The organism is Allobosea lathyri (assembly GCF_900108245.1).
GTDB classification, from domain to species: Bacteria; Pseudomonadota; Alphaproteobacteria; order Rhizobiales; family Beijerinckiaceae; genus Allobosea; species Allobosea lathyri.
The window spans coordinates 461,487-487,580 of record NZ_FNUY01000002.1 but is presented as its reverse complement, the minus strand read 5'-3'; the positions used below and the strand labels follow the sequence as shown (position 1 = coordinate 487,580).

The following is a 26,094-nucleotide window of genomic DNA, read 5'->3' as shown; positions in this document are numbered from 1 at the left end:
GGCTCGTCAGAGACGGGCAGCCAGCGCGTTGGCAAGGCGCACGAAGCCGGAGACCGGCACCTCCTCGGCGCGCGCTGTCGGAGATACTCCCGCTTCCTCGATGAGGGGCATCGGGTCGGCCAGCACAGCCTTGAGGCTCTGGCGCAGCATCTTGCGGCGCTGGCCGAAGGCTGCGAGCGTAACGCGCTCCAGCAGCCGCTGCTGGCAAGGCTCGGGCTCTTCGCGCGGCACCAGATGCACGATGGACGACGTGATCTTCGGCTGCGGCACGAAGGCGGTGCGCGGCACGTCGAACAGGATTTTGGCCTCGCAGCGCCAGCCGGCGAGCACCGCCAGCCGTCCGTAATCGGCCCGCTGCTCGGGCGTCGCGACGATCCGCTCGGCCACCTCGCGCTGGAACATCAGGGTCAATGACGTCCACCAGGCCGGCCAGGGCTCGAGGCTGAGCCAGCCGACGAGCAGCGGCGTTCCGATATTATAGGGCAGGTTGGCGACGATCCGCGCGCGGCCGCCTGCCAGATACGGCGAAAGGTCGACCGCCAGAGCGTCGCCGTCGATCACTTCGAGCCGTCCCGGATAATGCGCCGCGATCTCGGCTAGGGCAGGCAGGCAACGCCGGTCGCGTTCGATTGCGATGACACGGGCTGCCCCATTGGCGAGCAGCGCGCGCGTCAGCCCACCGGGGCCGGGGCCGATCTCGACGACCGTCCCGCCTTCGAGCGGGCCGGCAGAACGCGCAATGCGGCCCGTGAGATTGAGGTCGAACAGGAAGTTCTGGCCGAGCGCCTTCTGGGCCATCAAGCCATGGCGCTCGACGACCTCGCGCAAGGGCGGCAGGCTATCGATCTGGCTCATGAGGCTGGGTTCGTCTGCTGGGCGGCAACCATGCGTGCGGCAAGCCGCAGGGCGGCGCACAGGCTGTCTGGCCGTGCAATGCCCTTGCCTGCGATGTCGAAGGCGGTGCCGTGATCGGGGGATGTGCGGATGAAGGGCAGGCCGAGCGTGACATTGACGCCTTCGTCGAAGGCGATCGTCTTGATCGGGATCAGCGCCTGATCGTGATACATCGCAAGCGCAGCATCATAACCGGCGCGTGCGCGCGCATGAAACATCGTGTCCGCCGGATAGGGGCCACTCGCATCGATGCCGAGTGCGCGCAGCTGGCTCACCGCAGGCGCGATCACCGCCTGATCCTCATCGCCCATGGCGCCGTTCTCCCCGGCATGCGGGTTCAGGCCGCTGAGAGCTAGACGCGGCGCGTCGATTCCGAACTGATGCTTGAGTGCTGCGGCAACGATCCGCCCGGTCTCGACGATCAGCTCCGTCGTCAGCAGCGCCGGCACCGCGCGCAACGGCACGTGGATGGTGACCGGCACGACCGCGAGATCCTCGCACCACAGCATCATGACCGGATGGGGCGGTTTGCCATCATCGCCAGCGAGATGGGCGAGATATTCCGTGTGGCCCGGGTGAGAGAAGCCGGCCTTGTACAGCACCACCTTCGAGATCGGGTTCGTGACGAGGGCGCTCGCCTTGCCCTCGCGGACGGCCGTCACAGCCCGCGCGATCGAGGCGATCGTGCCGTCCGCACTCGCACTGTCCGGTCTCCCCGCCTCGACTGCTGCGATGTGTCCCAAGGGGATCACCGGCAGGGAGGTGGGGAAGAGCTCCGCGACCTGATTCCAGTCACAAGCCTGCAAGGGCACGTCGAGACCCAGCCGCCGAGCCAGCCGCGCCAGATGATCGATATCGGCGATGCAGGCGAAGGCGGGAAGCGACAATGCCTCCCGGCGCTGCCATGCGACCAATGTCAGTTCGGGCCCGACACCGGCGGGATCGCCCTGCGTCAGAGCCAGCGGCGCTATCGACACATCGGTCTCCGCGAATCTCGCAAGGCTCCGCGAATCATGGCCGCTCCTGAGATCGCAGCAGCGTCAGCCCGGCTCAACGGGTGGAAGAGGAGCTGACGCCGTCGCCCACCGACGAACTGTCGAGGTTCTGCGAGTAGCTGATCTCACCCAGGGTGCGCAGTTCGAGACGGAACATCACGGTGCGCGAGTCTTTGGTCGCGCCGGACTGCCGATCCGCGTAGCTCTGCGAATAGCTGACATCGAAGACCGTGCATTCGTCCGTATAATTGATTCCGAACGATGTGGACGCGGTCTGGAACGGGCCCGTATTCGGGTAGGCCGGGGCAACTCCGCCGTTCGTCAGAAAGGACGCATAGGCTGTCCGGAAATTCTCGCGGTCCAGCTTGTACTTGTCCAGGTCGAACAACACGCCGGCGCGTAGCCGCCAGTTCTGCGCAACCAGGACGGAGCCGTTCAGCGACAGGCCTTCCCGGCGCCTGACGATACCAAGCTCCGGCTGCGGCTCATAACGTCCGTAGCCGACTGACGTCGATATCACGCTGTTGGAATAGGTGGCTGCGGCGTCGATGCGCTGCATCTCGTATGTCGTCTGGTTGAGGCGCGTGGCGCCGGTCAGGAAGAAGCCCTTGGCGGGCGAGATCTGGGCGCGCGCGACAATGTCGGACGTATCCGTATCGAGACCGGAATTGAGGCCGGTATTGACGAGGTCTCCGGCGGAGAAGGAGTTGCGGCCGCCGAGCTGGTAGGACTGGCCGAGCAGCAGGTTTGCAAAAGCGTCCTTGCCGAACCGGCCGGTATAGAGCGCGCCGACATTGGCCCGCGAGCCACCTTCGACGCGATCATAGCCGGAGAACTTGCTGCTCCATTCGAACAGGTTGTTCGCGTCGAAGACGAGGCTTTGGGCATCCTCATTCGCGATACGCAGGCTGTTCGTCTCGTTGGGCCGCGCCACGATCTGCGCCACCGGCTCGATTATATGCGTCCCCCAGGACGTCTTGGCGACGAAGGGATAGCGATACATCAGGCCGATCGCCGGCATAGCCCGCCCGAACACCTCGTCGGACGTGTCCGCGATCGTCGCGACATTCGCGTTGAAGTACTTCGTCGTGTTCGGATTGATCGAGAAGATGTCGGCACGCAGCGAGGCGTAAGGCGTCCACACCTGCCCCAACGGGTCGATGAAGTTGCGCCGCCAGGACACCTCGGCCGTCGCCCGCGCGACATTGCCGGCGAGGCCGCGCACGAGGCAGGTGCTCTTCTGATAGACTGCGCAACCATCATACAGCGAATAGCTCGGCGTCGTGATCAGATAGGTCTGCTGCTTCGGCAGTTCCGAGAAGGCCGCCGCGTCACGCGACAGATTGGTGATGTTGACGTTGAACGACAACTCGCCGCCGAGGAAGGACGGCTTGTGAAGGCGCTTGTTGTAGTCGAGCACCGGCAAGACCACCGGCTGCTGCTTCTGCCAGTCCGACGAGGTCAGCGGCTGGAAATAATAACCACGCATGTCGAACCAGGCGGTCGAACTCTGTCCGTTCAGATAGGCGGTCGAGATCGATTCCTGGAGATAGGTGGTCGAGCTGATGCTCTCGTTCCTGATACGGTAGTTCTTGTAGAACCACCGGTCGGTCGACATCGCCGCGCTCCACCCGAAGGTCCAGCGCGGATTGATGAAGAATCGGCCGTTCGTCTCGATTGAGCCGCGGAAGTCCTTGTCGCGCGGACCCAGCGGGCTCGCCAGGAAAGCTTCGGGTTCCTGCTGGAAGATTCCGGAACCGCGGATGGAGTATGAGCCGTTGACCAGGCGATGACGCCATTCCGCCTGCCCGAGCAGGCCCTGCCGCGTCAGATAGGTCGGCGTGACCGTGACATCGTAATTCGGCGCCAGGTTAAGGAAATACGGCAGGCCGACGCCATAGCCGAGCGGCCCGGTGTTCAGGAATTTCGGCGCCAGGAAGCCGGATTTGCGCTTAACCGTCGAATCCGGCCCCGACATATAAGGGATATAGGCCATCGGAACGCCCAGGAATTCGATCCGGGCGTCCTCGTAATAGATCGTCTGCTCGGCCTTCTTGTGGATGATCCGCGCTGAGCGGACCTGCCAGAGCGGCGGCCTCTCGGGATTGTCCTTGCAGGGCTCGCAGGCGGTGTAGATGCCCTTTTCGAAGACGAAGGTCTCGCCGTCGGTCCGTTCGGCGCGCGGCGCCGAGAATCGGGTCTTGTCCGGATTCACGACGCGCAGCGAATCGATGAAGCCGTCACGGAAATCGTCGGTCAGGTTGAAGCGGTCGCCGGTGATGACGGTGCCGTTCGCTTCGGTGATGCGGGCGTTTCCGGTCGCGACGACGCGCTTGCCGGCCTGGTCATAGACGACGCGGTCGGCCTCGATCGTGCGGCCCTGATAGAGAATCTGGACGTCGCCGACGGCCGCGACGGTTTTCTTGTCGTTGTCATAGACGAGTTCGCGCGCGTCCACGACCATCCGATCCTGCTTCGCAGGCGGAGTCTGTGCCGAGGCGGTTCCGGCCGCGACCAGAATGTAGGCGAGGCTAGAGGCGAGGGCGGTCGCCGCAGCAAAGCGTGCCATGCGTCTCACGCCCAAAACCATACGCTCAACCCTAAATTAACCATAGGCACAGTACGATCACCCGTCTTCCTGATGAAGGAGTGCAAGGGCGCCGAGCATCGTCCCCAAGGTCGCCGGCAACCACGCCGCGACCACCGGATTGACGATTCCCGACGACCCGAGTTCCTCCGACAGTTGCGTCGCAACATAGAGCACGAAGCCCGCCGCCACACCACCTACCACCAGTCTGGTCACACCACCAAACCTGAAAAATCTTAAGGAAACGGATGCGGCCACCAGCACCATCGCGATGAGCAGCAATGGTCGCGCCATGAGCGATTGATAGCGCAGCTCATAGCGCGTGGTGTCGAGCCCGGCCCGTTGCGTGCGTTCGATGACGGTCGGCATCGACCAGAAGCCGACAGCATCCGGTGGGGTAAAACTCTGCCTCACCTGATCGGGCTCCAATGTCGTGGCCAGCACATAGCTCTTGTAATTCTGTGGCTCTTCCGTGGCGGAGACGACGCGCGCATCCGTCAATTCCCAATAGCCGGGACGGAGCACGGCCTGCCTGGCGTCGATCCGCTCGCTGAAGCCGCCGCCCGGCGAGAAGTTGAAGATCGCGACCTGCGACAGACCGTCGCCATCAGGCAGCGCGCCGGCCGCCCGGATGATGGCCTGGCCATCGACGCTGCGCTGTCGAAGCCAGATTTCCGGCGCACTGGCCGTCGACTGGCCCGCACGGACGAACAGCTTCATCTCGAGCGCCGATGCCCGCCGCTTCATTTCGGCTGCCGCAGGATTATAGATCAGGATCGAAACCAGCCCCAGCACGCCGGCCACGACAACGGCGGGCTGCAGGAACTGCCAGGCGGAAACGCCAACAGCCCGGGCGACGACAAGTTCGAGCTTTCGGCTCAATGTCAGCAGCGCGAACATGCCGCCGAACAGGGCAGCGAACGGGAAGATCTGCTCGGCCACGCTTGGCGCCCTGAAGAGCGCGAGTTGCACGATCAGCGGCGTCGTGGCGACCGGCGAATCGCCGGCGCGGCGCATCAGTTCGACGAAATCCAGCGTCCCGATCAGGAAGAAGAACGTGCTGAACACGCCGATGATAGCCCGCGCGAAGCGCTTGGTCAGATAGCGACCAAAAGTCGATGTGAGCAGCATCAGGCGCGCCTGAGTTTCGCGGCCAGCGCGGTGAAGGGCAGCAGCAATGGCGCGGTCATGCGCCCCAGCACCGGTCGGAGGCGTTCTGCGAACAGAATGACGAATGTCGCAAGCACGATGGCCACCACGGGCAGGATGTACAGGAGCATGGCGGCAAAGCTCGAGCGGACGCTCGCCGTCCAGGCGGCATAAGCGGCAATGCGTGTCGCCCCGACGATAAGGATCGCCGCCTGGATTGCGACGGCCCGCCCCTGGCGCGTCGTGCGCGCTTCGCCGATTGCGGCGAAGGCGATCAGCATGAACGCGATCGGATAAAGCGGGGCCGAGAGGCGATTATGCAGCTCCGCTCGAAAACGGCCTTCCTGGAATTTGTAGTAGGGCTCGTTGGTATCCTGGTTGAGCAATTGCCAGGTCGAGCGCTCGCGCGGTTTGTAGACGACCCTGTCGCCATCGCCTTCGCCGGCGCCGCCAGTGGCGTCGCCCGAGAGAGCCGACAGATTGAGCGCATAGCGCTCGAAGGAGATGATGGAGGTCGTATCCGTGTGCTTGGTCTCGCGCTGGATCGTGCCCTTTTCCAGCATCAGGAAGCTGCTGCCGTCGACATCGACCGTGCGGCCACGCTCTGCGATATAGATCGATGGCTGGTTCGGATCGCGCCGATCCTGCATGAAAATGCCGACCAGCGCGTCGCCGGACTTCTCCCGATAATGGAAGGTCACGCCGGAATCGAGCGAGGCGAACTGGCCTTCCTTGACGACATTGGCGACGAAATCGGCGCGGATGAGCGTGATCAGGTCGCGCAGCATCCGAAACCCCGCGGGCATGACCGACAGCGTCATCCAGCACACCAGCAGCGAGGTCGCGATCGTCAGCACGAGGAAGGGGCGGGCGATGCGGTGCGGCGCTACGCCCGCGGCATTCATCACGATCAGCTCGGAATCGCTGTTGAGCCGGTTCAGCGTGTAGAGCGTCGCCATGAACAGCGCGACAGGCGCGATGCCGCCGATCAGGGCCGGCAGCGAAAGCAGCGTCACCGTGAAGAAGATCAGGATCGTCTGACCCTTGCCGGTGATCAGGTCGACCTCGCGAAGCGCCTGCGTCACCCAGATCACGCTCGTCAGCCCGACGAGCAGGACGATGGCCGCGACCGTGGCGATCTTCAGGATGTAGCGGTCGAGGCGCTGAAGGATCACGCTTGGGCTTCCGATTGGGCAGGGAGACGGATGCTCCCTGTGGGTGGTTCGACGAACACACCCTATGGTATAGGCGCAATGATGGCGCAAACAGGAATTGCTTGCGGCAAACCAGTTCGTCCTTCCCCCAAGCCTTTTTCGCAACATTGTGAGCGGATCATGTCGCAGCGCCTGAAGCTCGAGATCAAAGCCCTGAACGCGATTGCCGGTCAGGATCTCGTGATCCTCGTCTCGGATGCGGTGACCCCGCCGCGAGCGGCCGAGGAGTGGCTGGGCGAGGGTGCCCATGGCCTGCTGGCGCGGGCCGCTGCAGCCGAGCGCTTCAAGGGCAAGGCGCTTTCCACCCTGACGCTGCTTGCTCCCGATGGCGCAGGCTATGAGCGGCTGATCGTGGTCGGGACCGGGCCGGAAGCCGAGCGCGGAAAGCTCGATTTCGCCAAGCTCGGCGGCGCTATCGCCGGCCGTCTCGGCCATGGCCGCAGCGCCGATGTGATTCTCAGCCTGCCGGACGCAGAATTGAGCGGCGACCAGGCGGCCGAACTGGCATTGGGCATGCGGCTGCGAACCTATGCGTTCGATCAGTACAAGACCAAGAGCAAGGAGGCCGACGAGGCCGAGCCGATCACCGTGACATTGCGTGCGGCCGATCCCGCGCCAACCAAGAAGGCGCTGAAGGCGCGCGACGCGATTGCTGCCGGCGTCAATCTGGCGCGCGATCTCGTCAACGAGCCGCCCAATGTCCTGTTTCCCGAGGAGTTCGCCGACCGTGCCGCGAAGCTCGAGAAGCTCGGTGTCGAGATCGAGATCCTCGACGAGAAGCAACTTCGCAAGATCGGGATGCGCGCTCTGCTCGCCGTGGGGCAGGGCTCGCGCCGCGAGAGCCGCGTCGTCGTCATGCGCTGGAACGGCGCCAAGAGCGGCACCCAGCCCGTAGCATTCGTCGGCAAGGGCGTGACCTTCGATACCGGCGGCGTCTCGCTCAAGCCCGGCGCCGGGATGGAGGACATGAAGGGCGACATGGCGGGCGCTGCCTGCGTGACCGGCCTGATGCACGCGCTTGCCGCCCGCAAGGCCAAGGTCAACGCGATCGGCGTGATCGGCCTTGTCGAGAACATGCCTGACGGCAATGCCCAGCGGCCCGGCGATATCGTGACCTCGCTGTCGGGCCAGACCATCGAAATCATCAACACCGACGCGGAAGGCCGCCTCGTTCTGGCCGACGTGCTCTGGTACACGCAGGAGCAGTACCAGCCGCGCTTCATGATCAACCTCGCGACCCTGACCGGTGCGATCCTGGTTGCTCTTGCCCAGGAGCACGCCGGGCTGTTCTCAAACAGCGACGAATTGGCCGAGAGGCTCGCGGTCGCCGGCAAGGAGACGGGCGAGACGGTCTGGCGCATGCCGCTCGGCAAGGCCTACGACAAGATGATCGACTCGAAATTCGCCGACATGAAGAACGCGGCGGGCCGTCACGGCGGCTCGATCACCGCCGCCCAGTTCCTTCAGCGCCATGTCAACGACATCCCATGGGTGCATCTCGACATCGCCGGGACCGGCATGAGCTCGCCGAATTCTGAGACCAACCGTTCCTGGGGCTCGGGCTGGGGCGTGCGTCTGCTCGACCGGCTGGTGTCGGACCATTACGAGAGCTGATTCGATTTCACAGCTTGCTTTGACAAAGCGTTGAGGGGAAAGGATTTCGATGGCTGAAATCCTGTTCTTCCATCTCCAGTCCCGGCCGCTCGAGCAGGTCTTGCCGACCATTCTCGACCGGGCGCTGGCGCGCGGCCAGAACGTCGTTGTCGAAGTCTCCAGCCAGGAGCGGCTGAGCGCGCTCGACGACCATCTCTGGGCCTATTCCGACGAGAGCTTCCTGCCTCATGTCACGGCCATGGAAGCGGATGCGGCGCAAAACCCCATCGTGCTGACGACGCAGGGCCACAACCCCAATGCCGCCCAGGTCAGGATCTGCGCCGAGGGCGTCCGTATTCCCGACTCAATGCAGGATTACGAGCGCGTGGTACTGATATTCGATGGTGACGATCCCGACGCGCTGACAGCTGCGCGCGAGGATTGGAAGAAGGCCAGGGCCTCGGGCCTTGCCGCCAGCTACTGGCAGCAGGACGAAACCGGCCGCTGGGAGAAAAAAGCGTGAACCTGCCGATTCTGTTCGCCTGTGCCGTTGTCCTCGGGGGTTGCTCCGTCGACATGGGCGGTTTCGCCTTCACATCCGATGACAAGGGCTCGCGCACAAGCAGCGTGACCGCCAGCGTCTCGACGCAGGAGGCGCGCCTGCTGCCCGATGGCGAATGCAGTGCGGATGTTTCGCTCGACCCTTCGACACGCCCACTGCCCAAGGAGATCGCGCCGGGCATCACCGAATGCGAGCTCGTCAAGCTCAAGGGCACGCGGCCGACCGACGTGCTGGTCGGCGAGAGCGGCAAGGGCCAGCGCGAAACGCAGGTGCTCTATGCCGAGCCAGGCGGTCGCGAGATCTACATGTTCATCGACAACCGCCTGGACCGGATTCTGAAGCCCGGGCAGGGCTAGGGCCTGCCGTTCTTGAACGGAACAGCGCCGTCATTCCGGGGCAGGCCACAGGCCTGAGCCCGGAATCCAGAACCGCTGAGGCTTTCCAAAGAGCGCTCCGACAGTGTAGCCCCGGTGACGAAACGCATCGGTTCTGGGCTCTTCGCTCCGCGAAGCCCCGGAATGACGGCGGGTTTCCGTCCCAAGGCAGCAGCCATTTGCTGCCTCAGGCGTTCTCGAGCTCCTCGCTCAGGCCCAGCCATTCTTCCTCGGCGGCCGCAAGCGCCTCGGCCAGATCCGCGCGCTGGCGCGACAGGAGGCGGGCCTTCTCGGGATCGCGGGCGAAGGCCGAGCCGTTGCCGAGCACGCCGTCGACCTTTTCGATCAGCCCGGTCAGCTTGGCGATCTTCGCCTCGGCGAGATTGAGCTTCTGGCGCAACGGGCCCTGTGCGACGCGCTTGACCGCCGCGCCCTTGCGCTCGTCTGCCTTGCCATTGCCCGACGAGGCTGCATCGGTCGTGGACTTCTCGCGCTTGGCCGCCTTGGCGGTGCCGAGCACGAAGCTGCGATAGTCCTCCATGTCGCCGTCGAAATTCTTCACTGTGCCGTCGCCCACCAGCCAGAGCCGGTCGGCGCAGGATTCGATCAGGAAGCGGTCGTGGCTGACGAGGATGACGGCGCCGGGATAGTCGTTGATCGCATTGACCAATGCCGTGCGGCTGTCGATGTCGAGATGGTTCGTCGGCTCGTCGAGGATCAGCAGATGCGGGCCGCCGAACGCCGCCAGGCCCAGCATCAATCGCGCCTTCTCGCCGCCCGAGAGGTTCTTAACCGGCGTCTCGGCCTTTTGCGCGGGAAAGCCGATCTGCGCTGCCTTGGCGCGGACCTTGGCCTCGGGCGCGTCGGGCATCAGGTCGCGCAGATGCGCAACCGGCGTATCCTCCATGCGTAGTTCGTCGAGCTGATGCTGGGCGAAATAGGCCGTTTCCAGTTTCGACGAGCGGCGCATCTCGCCGGTGAGGGGCGGCAGACGCCCACCGATCAATTTGCAGAAGGTGGACTTGCCGTTGCCGTTGGAGCCGAGGAGCGCGATGCGGTCGTCGGGCAGAAGCGTCAGATTGAGCTTCGACAGCACGGTGCGGTCGCCATAACCCGCGCTGGCATTGTTCAGAACGATCATCGGTGGCGACAGCGGGCGCTCGGGGCCCGGCAGGCTGAAGGGCTGCACGTCGCGGTCGACGATAGTTGCGATCGACTCCATCTTCTCCAGCCGCTTGACGCGCGACTGCGCCTGACGCGCCTTCGAGGCCTTGGCCTTGAAGCGGTCGACGAAGGCCTGGAGATGCTTGCGCTCGGCGTCCTGCTTTTCGCGCGCCTTCGAGAGCTGCATCTGCTTTTCGGCGCGCTGCTTGGCGAAGGAGGTATAGCCGCCGCGATAGATCGTCAGCTTGCCCTGGTCGAGATGCAGGATGTGGTCGACGCAGGTGTCGAGCAGTTCGCGATCATGGCTGACGACCAGAACGGTGTGCGGATAGCGCTCGAGATAGTCGTAGAGCCAGAGCGTGCCTTCGAGATCGAGATAGTTGGTCGGTTCGTCGAGCAGGAGCAGGTCGGGCTCGGAGAACAGCACAGCTGCGAGCGCGACGCGCATGCGCCAGCCGCCCGAGAAGTCGGAGCAGGGCCGCTGCTGGGCCTCCTCATTGAAGCCGAGCCCATGCAGCACGGTCGCGGCGCGGGCCGGAGCGGAATGGGCATTGATGTCCGCGAGCCGGGTTTCGATTTCGGCGATGCGGTGCGGGTCCTTGGCCGTCTCGGATTCAGCCATCAGCGCGGCGCGCTCGGTGTCGGCTGCCAGCACGACTTCGATCAGCGTTTCGGGGCCGCCCGGCGCTTCCTGCGCCACGCCGCCGATGCGCCGGCCCTTGGGTAGGCTGACGCTGCCGCCTTCCGGCGAGAGATCGCCGGTGATGATGCGGAACAGCGTGGTTTTCCCAGTGCCGTTGCGGCCGACGAGCCCGACACGCGAGCCATCGGGCAGGGAGGCGCTGGCATGGTCGAGGAGCAACCGTTCGCCGAGACGGTAGGTGATGTCGTTCAAGGTAAGCATGGCGGGGGTTTAGGCGTGAAGCGGGCCCCAATGCAATCGAGAAACCGTCCACGGCAGGCCAGCCATGTTTTCGCCACGCTGCCGCCTTCAGGCAGCCGGCTCATCGCTTCACGCAAAGGAAGCGGAGGTTTCCGCGATTCGCAGAGGCAAACCATGCAGGTCGATCCGCGTTACATCAGTCCTCGCCGGATATCCGTTGCGGCGTCATTGCTCGTCTTCCTGTCGGTCATCGTTGGCAGCGCCGCCGCGCTTGCAGCTTTGATGCCTCTGGTTTGACCGGTCTCTTCAACGAAATTTAACCAAACACGCCTCACTCTTCGGAACTTGCCGCTTCCGGAGACGCGTAGCTTGTTCAGCCTTAGGGTAAGGCTACCCGCCGCCATGCTCGCTCTGGCCTGCCTCGCGGCCCTCGCGGTCGGTTGGTCGGCCTATCACGCAGTGTCGGTCTGGGCGCGCGATGCCGTCCATGAACGCCTGAATCTGCTGGCTGAGAGCCACGCCAAGGCCATCGAGCGCCGCTGGGATCGGCTGCGTTCGGAGCTGTCCGTCCAGGCGCGCAGCGCCTATGCCGTCAGTTCGCTCGACGAAATCGGCAAATGGATGGAGCTCGGTCCCCACGATCTGAAAGCTGTGACGTCGTATTACCGTGGCGACGCCTCGCTCGATCAGGACGCGCGCATGACCAGGACAGGCGCCGGGCATCCGCACGGCTATTCCTGGCGCCATCTCCCGATCCACCAGACCTATCTCGCCGCGCTGAAGCAGTTCGACTATGCCGATATCTTCCTGATCTCGCACAAGGGGCGCGTCGTCTACAGCGTGACCAAGGGCCCGGAATTCGGCAGGCTCCTGAGCGAGGCCGATCTGGCCGATACCAATTTGGCCAAAGTCGTGGCCGCGGCAGCCACTGCGCCTGCGGGTGAGCAGGTTGCTCTTGATTTCACGCCCTATGATCTGGCCGGTGGTGAGCCCCGAGCCTTTCTGGCGCAGCAGTTCAGGAGCGTGGAAGACGATTCCGACGCACAGATGGGCACGCTCGTCATCGCGATCAGCACGTCCTTCATCGACAATGTCCTGGCGACGATTTCCGGGGCCTCGCGCGACATCAGCACTTATGTCGTCGGCAATGACGGCTTCATGCGGTCGGATCCCGCTGCCCGCCGGCTGGCTTCGGCCCCCCGCGAAACGCTGGATCAGCGCCGCCTCGTGGCGGCCGGCGGAAACATGCTGCAATTGACCAGCCGGGACGACGCTCCCCTGGTCGCCGCCGGCCGCGAGGTGCGGATCGGCAATGCAACATGGCTGCTGTGGCTGACGGAGCCGGAGGAGGCCGCCTTCGCCGTCGTCAAGAAGATCGACCGGGCGATCTTCGTCGCCGGCCTGAGCGTGCTCGGGCCGCTGCTGCTGGTTGCGCTTGTGCTCGGTCTCTCGGTGGCGCGGCCGATCGGCGGCCTTGCCGTGGCGCTGGCCGGCGTTGCCGCGGGCCGGACGAATATGCGTATCCCAGGCGCGGATCGTCGCGACGAGATCGGCGCGATCGCCAGAGCGGTGCAACGCATTCGCGAGAATCTGCTTGAGGACGAGGAGGCGCGACGGCGCGAACGAGAGGAGAGCGACAGGGAAGGCCAGCTTCAGCGGGCCACCTTGCTCTCCGACCTCGCCAGCGACCTGGAGCGCTCGATCCTGGGCGTGACGGGCGCTGTCTCGGCTGCGGCCGAAGAGCTCAGTGTGACCGCCAACGAACTCTCCAGCGGCGCAAGGCAGACGCAGGCCAGCGCCGGCACCGTGCATGATTCGACCTCGCGCGCGATTGCCAGCATCCGCTCTATCGAAGGCGCGGCGCAGGAATTGCGGCATGCTATCGATCGCCTCGACAGCGACGTGCAGTCTTCGGATCGTTCCGCGCGCTCGGCCAAGGACTATGCCGACGAAATGGGGACGGTGGTCGATTCGCTTGCGACCGGAGCTGCGCGCGTGTCGGACGTGATCGGCCTGATCTCGGAAATCGCGGCGCAGACCAATCTTCTCGCACTCAACGCCACCATCGAGGCTGCCCGCGCCGGTGAGGCCGGCCGCGGCTTCGCCGTCGTCGCCCTGGAGGTGAAAGGGCTGTCGGGTCAGACTGCGCGCGCCATCGACGACATTTCGCGCCAGATCGCGACGATGAACCAGGCGACGTCGGCAACCGTCGAGGCCATCGCCGGTATCCGTGACATGATCGGCGGCTTGAGCGACGCGGTGCGCCGAACGGCCGAGACGATGCGGCATCAGCATGGCGTGACCCATGCCATCGTAGCCGATGTCGGCGCCGCGACCGGCGAGTTCAGCCGTATCGGCGAGGCGACGAGCCTGGTCTCCTCGGCTTCGCAGCAGACCTCGGAGGCGGCTGCGGCGGTGTCGCGTGCGTCGAGCGAGCTGACGGGCCTGGCTCAATCGCTGAAGTCGCGCGTCGACCAGTTCATCGCCCAGGTGAGGGCGGCCTGATCCGGCGCCTTGTCGATTGACTGCGTCGGCCTTGTCGGAAGCAAGGCCAGCGGCTAACCCTGTCTCATGACACGCACCGCCTTCTATGCCGGGTCGTTCGACCCCGTCACCAACGGCCATGTCGACGTAATTTCGGGCTCCTGCCGGCTTTGCGACCGGCTTGTGCTCGCCATCGGCGTCCACCCCGGCAAGACGCCGATCTTTTCGGCGGAAGAGCGGGCCGCGTTGCTGCGCGAGGTCGCCCTGCCGATTGCAAGCGCAGCCGGCGTCTCGCTTGAAGTCGTGACCTTCGACCACCTGACTGTGCGCGCGGCGCGCGATGCCGGCGCGACGTTGATGATCAGGGGCCTGCGCGATGCGACGGATTTCGACTACGAGATGCAGCTCTCGGGCATGAACGAGGCGATGGCTCCCGATCTGCAGACTGTCTTCCTGCCGGCCTCGGCCGACGTGCGCCATATCACCGCGACGCTCGTCCGGCAGATCACCAGCATGGGCGGCGATGTCTCGCCCTTCGTGCCGCCTGCCGTGCTGGCCGCGCTCAGGACGAAATTCGCGGCGCGCTGACCTCCAGCACACAACTGCGCCATCTTTGTTCGTGCTTGTGGATTTTGGTTTGCATTTTGCAAACAGCGATGGTGTCTCTGGGATGAAGTGACTCGGTGCGCCATTCGCTGCGTATCGCCCCCCAAAGAGTTCTCCAATGCGCCTCTCCCGTTATTTCCTGCCCATCCTGCGTGATACGCCCAAGGAGGCCGAGATCGTCTCGCACCGCCTGATGCTGCGCGCGGGCATGATCCGCCAGCAATCGGCCGGCATCTATTCGTGGTTGCCGCTGGGCCTGCGGGTGCTGAACAAGATCAATGCGGTGGTGCGCGAGGAGCAGAACCGTTCGGGCGCCATCGAGATCCTGATGCCGACGATCCAGTCGGCCGATCTCTGGCGCGAGAGCGGGCGTTACGATGCCTATGGCAAGGAAATGCTGCGCATCAAGGACCGGCACGAGCGCGACATGCTCTTCGGCCCGACCAACGAGGAGATGGTCACCGACATCTTCCGTTCCTACGTCAAGTCCTACAAAGACTTGCCGCTGAATCTCTACCACATCCAGTGGAAGTTCCGCGATGAGGTCAGGCCGCGTTTCGGCGTGATGCGCGGGCGCGAATTCCTGATGAAGGACGCCTATTCCTTCGATATCGACAAGGACGCGGCGCGGCACGCCTATAACCGCATGTTCACGGCCTATCTGCGCACCTTCGCGCGGCTCGGCCTGAAGGCGATCCCGATGCGCGCCGATACCGGCCCGATCGGCGGCGATCTCAGCCATGAATTCATCGTGCTGGCCTCGACCGGCGAGAGCCAGGTGTTCTGCCACAAGGACTATCTCGACTTCGAGACGCCTGCGATCGACACCGATTTCGACAGCGTGGAGGGCCTGCAGGGCATCGTCGACAAATGGACGAGCCTCTACGCCGCGACCGAGGAGATGCATGAGGCTCCGGCTTTTGAAGCGCTTCCCGCCGAGAGCCAGCTCTCGGCGCGCGGCATCGAGGTCGGTCATATCTTCTATTTCGGCACGAAATATTCCGAACCGATGGGCGCGACCGTGGCCGGGCCCGACGGTACGCCCGCGCCGGTTCACATGGGCTCCTACGGCATCGGCCCGAGTCGGCTTGTCGCCGCGCTGATCGAGGCCGGCCATGATGACGGCGGCATCATCTGGCCCGACGAGATCGCGCCCTTCGACATCGCGGTGCTGAACCTGAAGGTCGGCGATGCCGCGACCGACGGCGCCTGCGAACAGCTCTACAAGGCGCTGCTCGCCAAGGGCTATGACGCGCTCTACGACGACACCGACACCCGCCCGGGCGGCAAGTTCGCCACCGCCGACCTGATCGGCGTGCCCTGGCAGATCATCGTCGGGCCCAAGGGCCTGGCCGAGGGCAAGGTCGAGATCAAGCGCCGCGCCGACGGCGAGCGCGAACTCGTCTCGCTCGAGGCGGCGCTCGATCGCTTCAAGGGCAAGGCGGCGTGACGCAACGCGCTGAACACGCAAGGCAGGGCAATCGCCGATGACAGTGGCGACGCAAGTGAATGCTGCGGAGGCAACACCTCACGCAGAGCGTGAACAGCCCACCGGCACCCGGCCGTTCGCCGGCTTCGAGTGGCTGCTGGCGGGTCGCTATCTGCGCACGCGCCGGCGCGAGGGCTTCGTCTCGGTTATCGCCGGCTTCTCGTTCCTCGGCATCCTGCTGGGCGTCGCCACGCTGATCATCGTGATGTCGGTCATGAACGGCTTCCGCAAGGAGTTGCTGGAGAAGATCGTCGGCGTGAACGGCCATATCTTCGCGACGCCGATCGATCGCCCGCTCGACGACTACGATTCCGTCGCCACGCGGCTGCGTCGCATACAAGGCATCAAGCTCGCCATTCCGCTGGTCGAGGGGCAGGCGCTGGCTTCCTCGCAGACCGGCAATGGCGGCGTTCTCGTTCGCGGCATCCGCGAGGCCGACATCAAGTCGATTCCCTTCGTCGGCGGCAACATCCGGCGCGGCACGCTCGATGGTTTCGATACGGCCGGCGGCGTGGCGATCGGCAAGCGGCTGGCGGATTCGCTCGGGATTCAGGCCGGCGATACCATCACCATCGTCTCGCCCAAGGGCGCATCGACGCCCTTCGGCACGGCCCCTCGCATAAAAGCCTATCCGGTGCAGGCGGTATTCGAGATCGGCATGACCGAATTCGACGCATCCTTCGTCTTCATGCCGCTGACCGAGGCGCAGGCCTATTTCAACCGCGAAGGCGATGTGAACGTCATCGAGATCTTCGTGGATAATCCCGACAATACGCAAGCCGTGCGTGACGCGATCGAGGCCGACGCGCCACGCCCGCTGGTGCTGTCGGACTGGCGCCAGCGCAACCGAACCTTCTTCAATGCGCTCGAGGTCGAGCGCAACGTCATGTTCATCATCCTGACCCTGATCGTGCTGGTCGCGGCACTGAACATCGTGTCGGGCCTGATCATGCTGGTGAAGGACAAGACCGCGGATATCGCGATCATGCGCACCATGGGTGCCTCCCGCGGCACGGTGCTGCGCGTCTTCCTGATCACGGGGGCCGCCATCGGCGTCTTCGGCACGCTTGCGGGCCTGGGAATCGGCGTCCTCTTCGCCAACAACATCAAGGCGATCATGGCGGCGCTGAACTGGCTGACCGGCGCCAACCTCTGGGACCCGACTGTGCGCTTCCTCAGTGACATTCCCTCCGTCATCGACTGGCGCGAGGTTGCGAGCGTCGTTCTGATGGCGCTTGTCCTGTCTTTGCTGGCGACGCTCTACCCGGCCTGGAAGGCGGCACGTCTCGATCCCGTCGAAGCACTGCGGATGGGCTGAGACACACATGGCCACGCCCGTGAAACGCGAAACGCCAGCCCTCTTCCTGTCCCAGGTCGAGCGCTTCTATCCACAGACCGACGCCCCGCTCGAAATCCTGCGCAAGGCGGATTTCGCGCTCTGGCCGGGCGAACTCGTCGCGTTGGTCGCACCGAGCGGCACCGGCAAGTCGACGCTGCTCCATGTCGCGGGGCTGCTCGAAAAGCCCGATGCCGGAGAAGTCTTCATCGGCGGCATGGCGACCGCGAAACTGGACGACAAGGGACGTACGCGGCTGCGCCGGACCGAGATCGGCTTCGTCTACCAGTTCCACCATCTGCTGCCGGAATTCAGCGCGTTGGAGAATGTCGTGCTGCCGCAGCGCATTCGCGGCCTCGGCAAGGGGCTGGCGGAGGAGCGCGCAGCGGAGCTTCTGACTTTTCTCGGCCTCGGCGAACGGCTCGACCATCTGCCGGGTGAACTCTCCGGCGGCGAGCAGCAACGCGTCGCCATTGGTCGTGCCGTTGCCAACACGCCGCGCCTGCTTCTGGCGGATGAGCCGACCGGCAATCTCGATCCGCACACCTCGCTCCATGTCTTCAACACGCTTGTCGCGCTTGCGCGGGCATCGGGGCTGGCTGCGCTGATTGCGACACACAATCTCGATCTGGCCCGGCGCATGGATCGCCAGGTGACGATTCGGGATGGGCTCGTCGTCCCGCTCTGACGAGCTCCGCTTTCCTGTTAATCGATGATTAACCGCCCTCGCTCTGCGCCAGCGAGGTTTTACCTATAGGCATTGACGAGAACAAAACATGAATTAATCTGAACATAGATAGAACGCGTGGAGGTCGACATGATTGTAGCTCGGAAGCTGGCGGCGGGAATGGCGGAAGTCGTTTCGCTCGGACTCTTTCTCGGCATGATCTGGGTCTGGGCGGCACTGCTCTCGGGTCCTCAGGTCTGAGGCTCCGACCCCGACTGCCCAGCCGTCCACAGGCGGCAAACCGTCCCCTCGACGCAGGGCTCGCAACCGCCGCATATGAACGCAGAGGCGACGCGGCGAGTCGCAGAAACCGCAGGGACGGATGATGGGACGGGAATCCGGAGAGGCACGCACTCTGTCCGAGGTCGGCTTCGTCCATCTCCACGTTCATTCGAGCTATTCGCTGCTCGAAGGCGCGACCATGGTGGGCACGCTTGCCAAGCTCGCGGCGGCCGACGGCCAGCCGGCGCTGGCGCTGACCGACACCAATAACCTGTTCGGCGCTCTCGAATTCTCGGAGAAGCTTACCAGTGCCGGGCTTCAACCCATCGCTGGCGTGCAGCTCTCGGTCGACTTCGCCGATGAGGCGGAGGGCGGGCGCAAGCCGGTCCAGCAGGTCGTGCCACATATCGTCCTGCTCGCCATGACGGAAGCCGGCTACGGCAACCTGATGAAGCTCGTCACCGAAGCCTGCCTCGCCAGCGGCGGGAGCGGGCAGCCGCTTTCGACGATCGAGCGGCTGGCGGCCCATCATGACGGGTTGATTGCGCTCACCGGAGGCCATGGCGGCCCGGTCGATCTCGCCTTGCGCAATGGGCAGCTGCCGCAGGCCAAGGCGCGACTCGATACGCTGGCCCGCATCTTTGGCGATCGGCTCTATGTCGAGCTCCAGCGCCATGGCGGCGATGGCGAGGCGGCGATCGAGGCGCATCTGCTGCGCCTCGCCTATGACGCCGATCTGGCGATCGTGGCGACCAACGAATCCTTCTTCGCCAAGCCTGCCGATTATGATTCACATGACGCGCTGCTGGCCGTCGCCGAAGGGCGGCTGGTCTCGGATGGCGAGCGCCGCCGCGTCACGACCGAACATTATTTTGCCAGCCGGGCAGAGATGAAGCGGCGCTTCGCCGATCTTCCCGAGGCATTATCGGCCACCGTCGAGATCGCCATGCGCTGCCATTGGCGCGTCGGCCTGCGCAAGCCGATCCTGCCGCGCTTCGGCGCGGATGGAACCGATGAGGGGCTCGAACTCGAACGGCAGGCCAAGATCGGTCTCGCGGCGCGTCTCGACAAGCATGGTCCATCCCCGGGATTCAGCATCGAGGATTACGAGAAGCGGCTGGATTTCGAGCTCTCGGTCATCTCCCGGATGAAATATCCGGGCTACTTCCTGATCGTCTCGGATTTCATCAAATGGGCCAAGGATCACGGTATTCCGGTCGGCCCGGGCCGTGGTTCGGGCGCGGGCTCGCTCGTCGCCTACGCGCTGACGATCACCGATGTCGATCCGCTGCGCTTCGGCCTGCTGTTCGAGCGCTTTCTCAATCCCGACCGCGTCTCGATGCCCGACTTCGATATCGACTTCTGCCAGAACCGGCGTGAAGAGGTGATCGACTACGTCCAGCAGCACTATGGCAAGGAACGCGTCGCGCAGATCATCACCTTCGGCACCTTGCAGGCCCGCGGCGTGCTGCGCGACGTCGGCCGCGTGCTGGAAATGCCCTACGGCCAGGTCGACAAGCTGACCAAGCTGGTGCCGCAGAACCCGGCCAAGCCGATCTCGCTGGCCGAAGCCATCAAGGGCGAGCCCAAACTGCAGCAGGCGGCGGAGGAAGAGCCGGTCGTCGCGCGGCTGCTCGAGATTGCCCAGAAGCTGGAAGGGCTTCACCGTCATGCTTCGACTCACGCCGCAGGCGTGGTGATCGGCGATCGGCCGCTGGAAGAACTCGTCGCGCTCTCGGTCGATCCGCGCACCGGCATGCGCGTCACCCAGTTCAACATGAAATGGGTCGAGCAGGCCGGGCTGGTGAAGTTCGACTTCCTCGGCCTGAAGACGCTGACCACGCTGACCACGGCGGTGACACTGATCGCCCAGCGCGGCATCGCGGTCGATCTGGCGAGCCTGCCTTTCGACGACCCCAAGAGCTACGAGATGCTGGCGCGGGGCGAGACGGTCGGCGTGTTCCAGGTGGAAAGCGTCGGCATGCGCAAGGCGCTGGTCGAGATGAAGGCCGACCGGATCGAGGATCTGATCGCGCTGGTCGCGCTCTACCGGCCGGGCCCGATGGACAACATCCCGAGCTATTGCCGCCGCAAGCTCGGGCAGGAAGAGCCGACCTATCTTCACCCCAAGCTGGAGCCGATCCTTGCCGAGACGCATGGCATCATCGTCTACCAGGAGCAGGTGATGCAGGTGGCGCAGGCGCTGTCGGGCTATTCGCTCGGCGAGGCCGACCTGCTGCGCCGCGCCATGGGCAAGAAGATCAAGGCCGAGATGGACGCGCAGCGCGACCGTTTCGTGCGGGGCGCCATCGAAGGCGGCATGACCAAGGACATTTCGTCCGAGATCTTCGACCTGCTGGCGAAATTCGCCGATTACGGCTTCAACAAGAGCCATGCGGCGGCCTATGCCGTCGTCGCCTTCCAGACCGCCTATCTCAAGGCGAATTTCCCGGTCGAGTTCCTGGCGGCCTCGATGACGCTCGACATGGGCAACACCGACAAGCTCTCGGAATTCCGCCGCGATGCGGAGCGCCTCGGCATCAAGGTCGAACGGCCGGCGATCAATCGCTCCGGCGTCGAGTTCGACGTCGCCGACGGCGCGATCCGCTACGCGCTCGGCGCCATCAAGGGGGTCGGACGCGCCGCGGTCGAATCCGTCGTTGTCGCGCGCCGGGTTGCGGGGGATTTCCGGGATCTCGCGGATTTCGCTCGCCGCATCGATACCAAACTGGTCAATCGCCGTACCATCGAGGCGCTGATCGCGGCCGGGGCGATGGACGAGCTCGAGCCCGAACGGGCTCGGGCCATGGCTGCCATCGACGGCATGCTGGCCCTGTCGAACCGGACGCGTGATGCCGCTGCCGGCGGTCAATCGGAGCTGTTCGGAGGCGGCACGGTCCAGGAGGCCTTCCGCATTCCGCCGGTCGAGCCCTGGGCACCGGCCGAGCGGCTGCGGCGCGAGCATGATGCGGTCGGTTTCTTCCTTTCGGGGCATCCTCTCGACGATTACGAGCATGTGCTGAAGCGGCTGCGCGTGCAGCGCTTCGCCGAGTTCGCCCAGACCGTGCGCGCCAACGGTACCGGCGTCGCCAAGGTCGCGGTCTCCGTCATCGACAAGTCCGAGCGGCGCACGAAATCCGGCTCCAAGATGGGCATCGTCAACCTGTCGGATCCCAGCGGACAGTTCGAGGCGATCCTGTTCTCCGAAGGGCTGCAGCGCTACCGCGACCTGCTGGAACCGGGCAGGGCGCTTGTCCTGCGCCTGTCGGCGGTGCTCGATGGCGACGATGTTCGTCCGCGCATCGAGGATGTCGAGGTGCTGGATGATCTGGCAGCGCGCCAGAAGCAGGACCTGCTGGTCTATCTGCGCGACGACAAGGCCCTGGCCTCGATCGCCGAACGGGTTCGGCCGCGCAGCGACGGCATCCGCGCCGAAGGCAAGATAGCGCTCGTGATGATCCTGAACGACGGCGCCCAGGAGGTCGAGATCGAGCTGCCCGGGCGCTACCCGGTGAACCAGCAGATCGCCAATGCCGTGCGCGCGGCCCCCGGCGTGGTCAGCGTCGAACTGCGGTAGGAGCAGGCGCGATGATCGACGAGCGGACCGCCCTGATCGTCGTCGACGTGCAGAATGATTTCTGCCCGGGCGGCAGTCTAGCCGTGCCAGGAGGCAACGAGGTGGTGCCGGTCATCAACGCGCTCGGCAGGCGCTTCGCCACTGTCATCCTGACGCAGGACTGGCATCCGCCCGGTCATTCCTCCTTCGCATCGAGCCATCCCGGCAGGGAGCCCTTCGAACTGATCGAACTGCCCTATGGCCCGCAGATTCTCTGGCCCGACCATTGCGTGCAGGGCACTGGAGGCGCGGAGTTCCATCCCGATCTCGATCTGCCCCACGCTCAGACCGTCATCCGGAAGGGCTATCGGCGCGAGATCGACAGCTATTCCGGTTTCATGGAGGCAGACCGCAAGACCTCTACAGGTCTGGGCGGCTATCTGCGGGAGCGCGGGGTGACTCGCGCCGTCATCGTCGGCCTTGCCACCGATTTCTGCGTCAACTGGACGGCGCAGGATGCGGCGAAGGCTGGGCTCGAGACGCTGGTGGTCGAGGAGGCCTGCCGCGCGATCGATCTCGACGGTTCGCTGGATCGGGCCTGGGCTGAGATGGCGGCGTTGGGTGTCAAGCGCGTCGGAACCGCAGCGGCGTTGCTGAGGTGAGCCGGATGTGGCTCGCTGCGGGCCTGAACGAGGAACATCGCCCCACGTGGCGCGAGGCGCGAACGGCATAGCGCTTGCGATGCAGGCAATGGATTGCCCCCTCCAGCCCTGTCTTGGCTGCTCGCGCGATCCGCGGAGATGGTGGGAAAGAGGCGTCATAGGTCGTCACGAGATTGTATTGCGAGCTCGACAACGATAGTCCCGGGTCCGGGAGAAGGGGCACGCATCGACAAGATGCGAATTAAAGCAAGGAAGTATTTGGATGATCTCTTTCGCGAAACCGCTTTGCATTGCCGCAGCCGTGACGGCGTTCCTGGCCTCGGGGTCGGCATCCCACGCTCAGACACAGGCCGACCAGCTCAAGCTTGCTTATCAGGCGGGCCGGAACCAGATCGGTCTGATGGCCTATTGCGCCGACAAAGGCTTTGTCGGTGCCGACGTCGTTGAAATCCAGAAGAACATGATCGGCATGATTCCGGTGCCTGCCGACAAAAGCGCCGGCGATGCCGCCGAAGCACAGGGTCGCAAGGGCACCATCGCGGCAATGGGCATGGAACAGGACATCGAGGCGATCGCAAAGGCGCAGAACGGGACCGCCGCGACATTCTGCAAGCAGGTCGGCGACGCGATCAAGCAGGCCGGCGCGGCCCTGCCCAAATAAGGCCTCAAGGACAGGCGTCCCAGGCAACATCAGTCAGCGTAGCGTATGTGCGATATGCCATACGCTACGCCAGCACATGCAGAGATCGTATCGCTGCGAAGTTCTGCAAGTTGCAACGGCAATGCGGCTGGAGGGGCATGGCAACCGGGAGTGATCTGCGCCGTCTGGCGCTATCGTTGGAGGGCACGTCCGAGGCCCCGCATTTCGACCGCGCGGCGTTCAAGGTCGCGCGGATCTACGTCACGCTCGCCGCCGACGGGCTTAGTGCGAATCTCAAATTCTCGCCCGACGAGCAGGAATTCAAATGCATGATGGTGCCTGAAGCCTTCGCTCCGGTGCCGAATGCATGGGGCCGACAAGGCTGGACCACTGTGGAGTTGGCCAGGCTCGGCTTGGCGGAACTCGCGAATGCGCTCGAAATCGCGTGGGCGGACGCCGTGCAGCGGAAGCCAGGTACTGATAAGAAGTCGAAACGCCGATAAGTTTGCGCGCCGACGCAGGGATCGTTACCCGTCGCCCAGGCCAAAAATCAAACCGGGACGCGGTTTTCGGACGCGCAACGCCTTGCATTCGCCGTCCATCCCCTGTATGGCGCAGCCCATCCCACATGGGGAGCATCGCCTCATACCCGAGGCGTTCCGGTGACTTGGCAGCTTATGCCTCGTTCATTCGCACCCCAGAGGCTACAACCGGAAGGACGATAGACACCATGGCTCTGCCAGATTTCTCCATGCGCCAGCTGCTTGAAGCAGGCGCGCATTTCGGCCACCAGTCGCACCGCTGGAACCCGAAGATGTCGCCCTATATCTTCGGCACGCGCAACAACATCCACATTCTCGACCTATCGCAGTCGGTGCCGATGCTGTCGCGCGCCCTGCAGGCGGTCAGCGACACCGTGGCCCGTGGCGGCCGCGTGCTCTTCGTCGGTACCAAGCGCCAGGCGCAGGATTCGATTGCCGATGCTGCCAAGCGCTCGGCCCAGTATTACGTGAATTCGCGTTGGCTCGGCGGCATGCTGACCAACTGGAAGACCATCTCGGCCTCGATCCAGCGCCTGCGCAAGGTCGACGAGCTCCTGAATGGCGGCAGCACCGGCCTGACCAAGAAGGAGCGCCTGATGCTGGCGCGCGAGCGCGACAAGCTCGAGAAGGCTCTCGGCGGCATCAAGGACATGGGCGGCACGCCCGACATGATCTTCGTCATCGACACCAACAAGGAAGCGCTCGCGATCAAGGAGGCCCAGCGCCTCGGCATCCCGGTCGCCGCCATCATCGATTCGAACAGCGATCCGGATGGCATCACCTTCCCGGTTCCCGCCAATGACGACGCCGGCCGCGCCATCGCGCTGTATTGCGACCTGATCGCGCGCTCTGCCATCGACGGCATCTCGCGCGCTTCGGGCGACCATGGCATCGACATCGGCGCTGCCGAAGCTCCGGTCGTCGAGGAAGTCGTCGCCGAGACGGTTGCCGCCACCGATGCCGGGCCGGCTTTCGAGCTGCTGACCGCGCCGCGCGGCGCGCCGGACGACCTGATGAAGCTCTCGGGCATGGGTCCCGAGCTGGTTCAGAAGCTCAATGACGGCGGCCTGTTCCACTTCTGGCAGTTCGCTTCGATGACGCCTGCCGACGTGACCAAGGTCGACCACGACCTGAAGCTCGCCGGTCGCATCGAGCGCGACGGCTGGGTCGCCCAGGCGCGTGAACTCGCCGACGCCTGAGCTTAACTCCGCGACGCGTCATAGGCGCGTCGCGAAAGCGCATTCTTCAATAATGCGAGACGAGCGCCGGCGGCCGGAAACGGATCGTCGGCGTTCCTTCATCAAATAATGTTTCGCATCACGTGATGTTTCGACACGGATTTCGCGGCTGCGCCCGTCAGGCGCCATCCGCACGACAGTAAGGACAAGACAGATGGCAGCGATCACCGCCGGCATGGTGAAGGAACTCCGCGACAAGACGGGCGCGGGCATGATGGACTGCAAGACCGCGCTCAGCGCCGTTGACGGCGACATCGAGGCCGCGATCGACTGGCTGCGTACGAAGGGTCTCGCAAAGGCCGCCAAGAAGGCCGGCCGCGTCGCCGCCGAAGGCCTCGTCGCCGTCGTGATCGCCGGCCATAATGGCGTCGTCGTCGAGCTGAACTCGGAAACGGATTTCGTCGCCCGCAACCTGGAATTCCAGGCGCTGGCCCACGGCATCGCCAATGTCGCGCTCGAGCGTGGCGGCGACGTCGATGCGGTGCTCGCCCATCATTATCCCGGCGGCGGCACGGTGGCCGAGGCCATCGCCAATGCCATCGCCACCATCGGCGAGAACATGACCCTTCGCCGCGTCGCGACGCTGAAGGTTTCGGCCGGCCTGATCGGCTCCTATGTCCACGGCGCTGTCGCCGACGGCCTTGGCAAGATCGGCGTCATCGTCGCCTTGGAATCGACTGGAAACACCGACGAACTCGCGGTTCTCGGCCGTCAGCTTGCCATGCATGTCGCGGCGACCAATCCCGTCGCGCTCGATCTCGCTTCGGTCGCTCCGGAGGTTCTGGAGCGCGAGAAGGCGATCCTGGCCGAAAAGAACGCCGGCAAGCCCCCCCAGGTGCTCGAGAAGATCACCGAAAGCGGCCTGAAGAGCTACGCCAAGGAATACTGCCTGCTGGAGCAGGCCTATATCCATGACGGCTCCAAGTCGGTCGCCCAGGTGCTCAAGGAGATCGAGGGCAAGGTCGGCGCTCCGGTGAAGCTGACCGGCTTCGCCCGCTACGCGCTTGGCGAGGGCATCGAGAAGGAAGAGCAGGATTTCGCTGCGGAAGTCGCGGCGGCCGGCGGAACGACGGGCTGATAAAGCTTGTTGGCTAATGAGAAAAAGGCCGCGCTTTGCGCGGCCTTTTTTGTAGGAAGGGGGGAGACGATACGAATCGTCTCCCCCATGGCAACATCA

21 protein-coding genes are annotated in these 26,094 nt (G+C 64.6%); 15 read left to right on the top strand and 6 right to left on the bottom strand.

Annotated elements, in window-relative coordinates; translation table 11 throughout:
• Nucleotides 1-6 precede the first annotated feature (6 nt).
• The 5 genes from rsmA to lptF all read right to left on the bottom strand — a co-directional run bounded on the left by rsmA (nucleotide 7) and on the right by lptF (nucleotide 6,800).
• Entirely contained in the window at nucleotides 7-855 is an 849-nt protein-coding gene (rsmA, locus tag C4S73_RS06620) for a 16S rRNA (adenine(1518)-N(6)/adenine(1519)-N(6))-dimethyltransferase RsmA (protein WP_103871668.1), read from the bottom strand.
• The gene (gene pdxA, locus C4S73_RS06615) at nucleotides 852-1,871 is read right to left on the bottom strand and encodes a 4-hydroxythreonine-4-phosphate dehydrogenase PdxA (protein ID WP_200827941.1); all 1,020 of its coding nucleotides are present in this window, start codon (nucleotides 1,869-1,871) and stop codon (nucleotides 852-854) included. The genes rsmA and pdxA overlap by 4 nt, the downstream gene beginning before the upstream one ends.
• A gap of 73 nt (nucleotides 1,872-1,944) precedes the next feature.
• On the bottom strand, nucleotides 1,945-4,458 hold the full coding sequence (locus C4S73_RS06610; protein WP_244595469.1) for an LPS-assembly protein LptD: 2,514 nt from the start codon (nucleotides 4,456-4,458) through the stop codon (nucleotides 1,945-1,947).
• Between the two features lie 57 nt (nucleotides 4,459-4,515).
• Complete coding sequence (lptG, locus tag C4S73_RS06605) at nucleotides 4,516-5,607, bottom strand: LPS export ABC transporter permease LptG (protein WP_103871666.1); 1,092 nt, start codon at nucleotides 5,605-5,607, stop codon at nucleotides 4,516-4,518.
• Nucleotides 5,607-6,800 (bottom strand): LPS export ABC transporter permease LptF, encoded by a 1,194-nt coding sequence (lptF, locus tag C4S73_RS06600; protein ID WP_244595468.1) that lies wholly within the window; start codon nucleotides 6,798-6,800, stop codon nucleotides 5,607-5,609. Before lptF ends, lptG begins: the two co-directional genes overlap by 1 nt.
• Before the next feature lie 159 nt (nucleotides 6,801-6,959).
• Here lptF and C4S73_RS06595 point away from each other — a divergent pair, with 159 nt between their 5' ends.
• Genes C4S73_RS06595 through C4S73_RS28590 form a run of 3 tightly spaced genes read left to right on the top strand, consistent with a single transcriptional unit; the run spans nucleotide 6,960 to nucleotide 9,350 of the window.
• Nucleotides 6,960-8,453, top strand: coding sequence for a leucyl aminopeptidase (locus C4S73_RS06595; protein WP_103871664.1), 1,494 nt, complete (start codon nucleotides 6,960-6,962; stop codon nucleotides 8,451-8,453).
• Between the two features lie 49 nt (nucleotides 8,454-8,502).
• Nucleotides 8,503-8,955, top strand: a complete 453-nt coding sequence (locus tag C4S73_RS06590) for a DNA polymerase III subunit chi (RefSeq protein WP_103871663.1) — start codon at nucleotides 8,503-8,505, stop codon at nucleotides 8,953-8,955.
• Nucleotides 8,952-9,350: a hypothetical protein gene (locus tag C4S73_RS28590; RefSeq protein WP_244595467.1), complete on the top strand. Its 399-nt coding sequence runs from the start codon at nucleotides 8,952-8,954 to the stop codon at nucleotides 9,348-9,350. Before C4S73_RS06590 ends, C4S73_RS28590 begins: the two co-directional genes overlap by 4 nt.
• 205 nt (nucleotides 9,351-9,555) lie before the next feature.
• Here C4S73_RS28590 and C4S73_RS06580 read toward each other — a convergent pair whose 3' ends face one another.
• Nucleotides 9,556-11,436 (bottom strand): ABC-F family ATP-binding cassette domain-containing protein, encoded by a 1,881-nt coding sequence (locus tag C4S73_RS06580; RefSeq protein ID WP_103871662.1) that lies wholly within the window; start codon nucleotides 11,434-11,436, stop codon nucleotides 9,556-9,558.
• Between the two features lie 153 nt (nucleotides 11,437-11,589).
• Between C4S73_RS06580 and C4S73_RS28865 the strand changes: the two genes are divergently transcribed.
• From C4S73_RS28865 to tsf, 12 genes are all read left to right on the top strand, one after another.
• The gene (locus C4S73_RS28865) at nucleotides 11,590-11,712 is read left to right on the top strand and encodes a hypothetical protein (RefSeq protein ID WP_280177575.1); all 123 of its coding nucleotides are present in this window, start codon (nucleotides 11,590-11,592) and stop codon (nucleotides 11,710-11,712) included.
• A 72-nt stretch (nucleotides 11,713-11,784) separates the two neighbouring features.
• Nucleotides 11,785-13,920: a methyl-accepting chemotaxis protein gene (locus C4S73_RS06575; RefSeq protein ID WP_146071288.1), complete on the top strand. Its 2,136-nt coding sequence runs from the start codon at nucleotides 11,785-11,787 to the stop codon at nucleotides 13,918-13,920.
• Between the two features lie 66 nt (nucleotides 13,921-13,986).
• Nucleotides 13,987-14,487: a pantetheine-phosphate adenylyltransferase gene (gene coaD, locus C4S73_RS06570; protein ID WP_103871660.1), complete on the top strand. Its 501-nt coding sequence runs from the start codon at nucleotides 13,987-13,989 to the stop codon at nucleotides 14,485-14,487.
• Between the two features lie 136 nt (nucleotides 14,488-14,623).
• The gene (gene proS / locus C4S73_RS06565) at nucleotides 14,624-15,955 is read left to right on the top strand and encodes a proline--tRNA ligase (protein WP_103871659.1); all 1,332 of its coding nucleotides are present in this window, start codon (nucleotides 14,624-14,626) and stop codon (nucleotides 15,953-15,955) included.
• Between the two features lie 37 nt (nucleotides 15,956-15,992).
• Nucleotides 15,993-17,312 carry a lipoprotein-releasing ABC transporter permease subunit gene (locus C4S73_RS06560; RefSeq protein ID WP_103871658.1) on the top strand — a complete coding sequence of 440 codons (1,320 nt, stop codon included), beginning with the start codon at nucleotides 15,993-15,995 and terminating at the stop codon, nucleotides 17,310-17,312.
• A gap of 7 nt (nucleotides 17,313-17,319) precedes the next feature.
• On the top strand, nucleotides 17,320-18,018 hold the full coding sequence (locus tag C4S73_RS06555; RefSeq protein WP_103871657.1) for an ABC transporter ATP-binding protein: 699 nt from the start codon (nucleotides 17,320-17,322) through the stop codon (nucleotides 18,016-18,018).
• 364 nt (nucleotides 18,019-18,382) lie between these two features.
• Nucleotides 18,383-21,856, top strand: coding sequence for a DNA polymerase III subunit alpha (gene dnaE, locus C4S73_RS06550; RefSeq protein ID WP_103871656.1), 3,474 nt, complete (start codon nucleotides 18,383-18,385; stop codon nucleotides 21,854-21,856).
• 11 nt (nucleotides 21,857-21,867) lie between these two features.
• Nucleotides 21,868-22,497, top strand: a complete 630-nt coding sequence (gene pncA, locus C4S73_RS06545; protein WP_103871655.1) for a bifunctional nicotinamidase/pyrazinamidase — start codon at nucleotides 21,868-21,870, stop codon at nucleotides 22,495-22,497.
• 262 nt (nucleotides 22,498-22,759) lie between these two features.
• Nucleotides 22,760-23,158: a pore-forming ESAT-6 family protein gene (locus C4S73_RS06540; protein WP_103871654.1), complete on the top strand. Its 399-nt coding sequence runs from the start codon at nucleotides 22,760-22,762 to the stop codon at nucleotides 23,156-23,158.
• Nucleotides 23,159-23,295: 137 nt separating this feature from the next.
• Complete coding sequence (locus C4S73_RS06535) at nucleotides 23,296-23,640, top strand: MmcQ/YjbR family DNA-binding protein (RefSeq protein ID WP_103871653.1); 345 nt, start codon at nucleotides 23,296-23,298, stop codon at nucleotides 23,638-23,640.
• Nucleotides 23,641-23,867: 227 nt separating this feature from the next.
• Nucleotides 23,868-24,878 carry a 30S ribosomal protein S2 gene (locus tag C4S73_RS06530; protein WP_103871652.1) on the top strand — a complete coding sequence of 337 codons (1,011 nt, stop codon included), beginning with the start codon at nucleotides 23,868-23,870 and terminating at the stop codon, nucleotides 24,876-24,878.
• Between the two features lie 193 nt (nucleotides 24,879-25,071).
• Nucleotides 25,072-25,995, top strand: coding sequence for a translation elongation factor Ts (tsf, locus tag C4S73_RS06525; RefSeq protein WP_103871651.1), 924 nt, complete (start codon nucleotides 25,072-25,074; stop codon nucleotides 25,993-25,995).
• The last annotated feature ends 99 nt before the right edge of the window (nucleotides 25,996-26,094 follow it).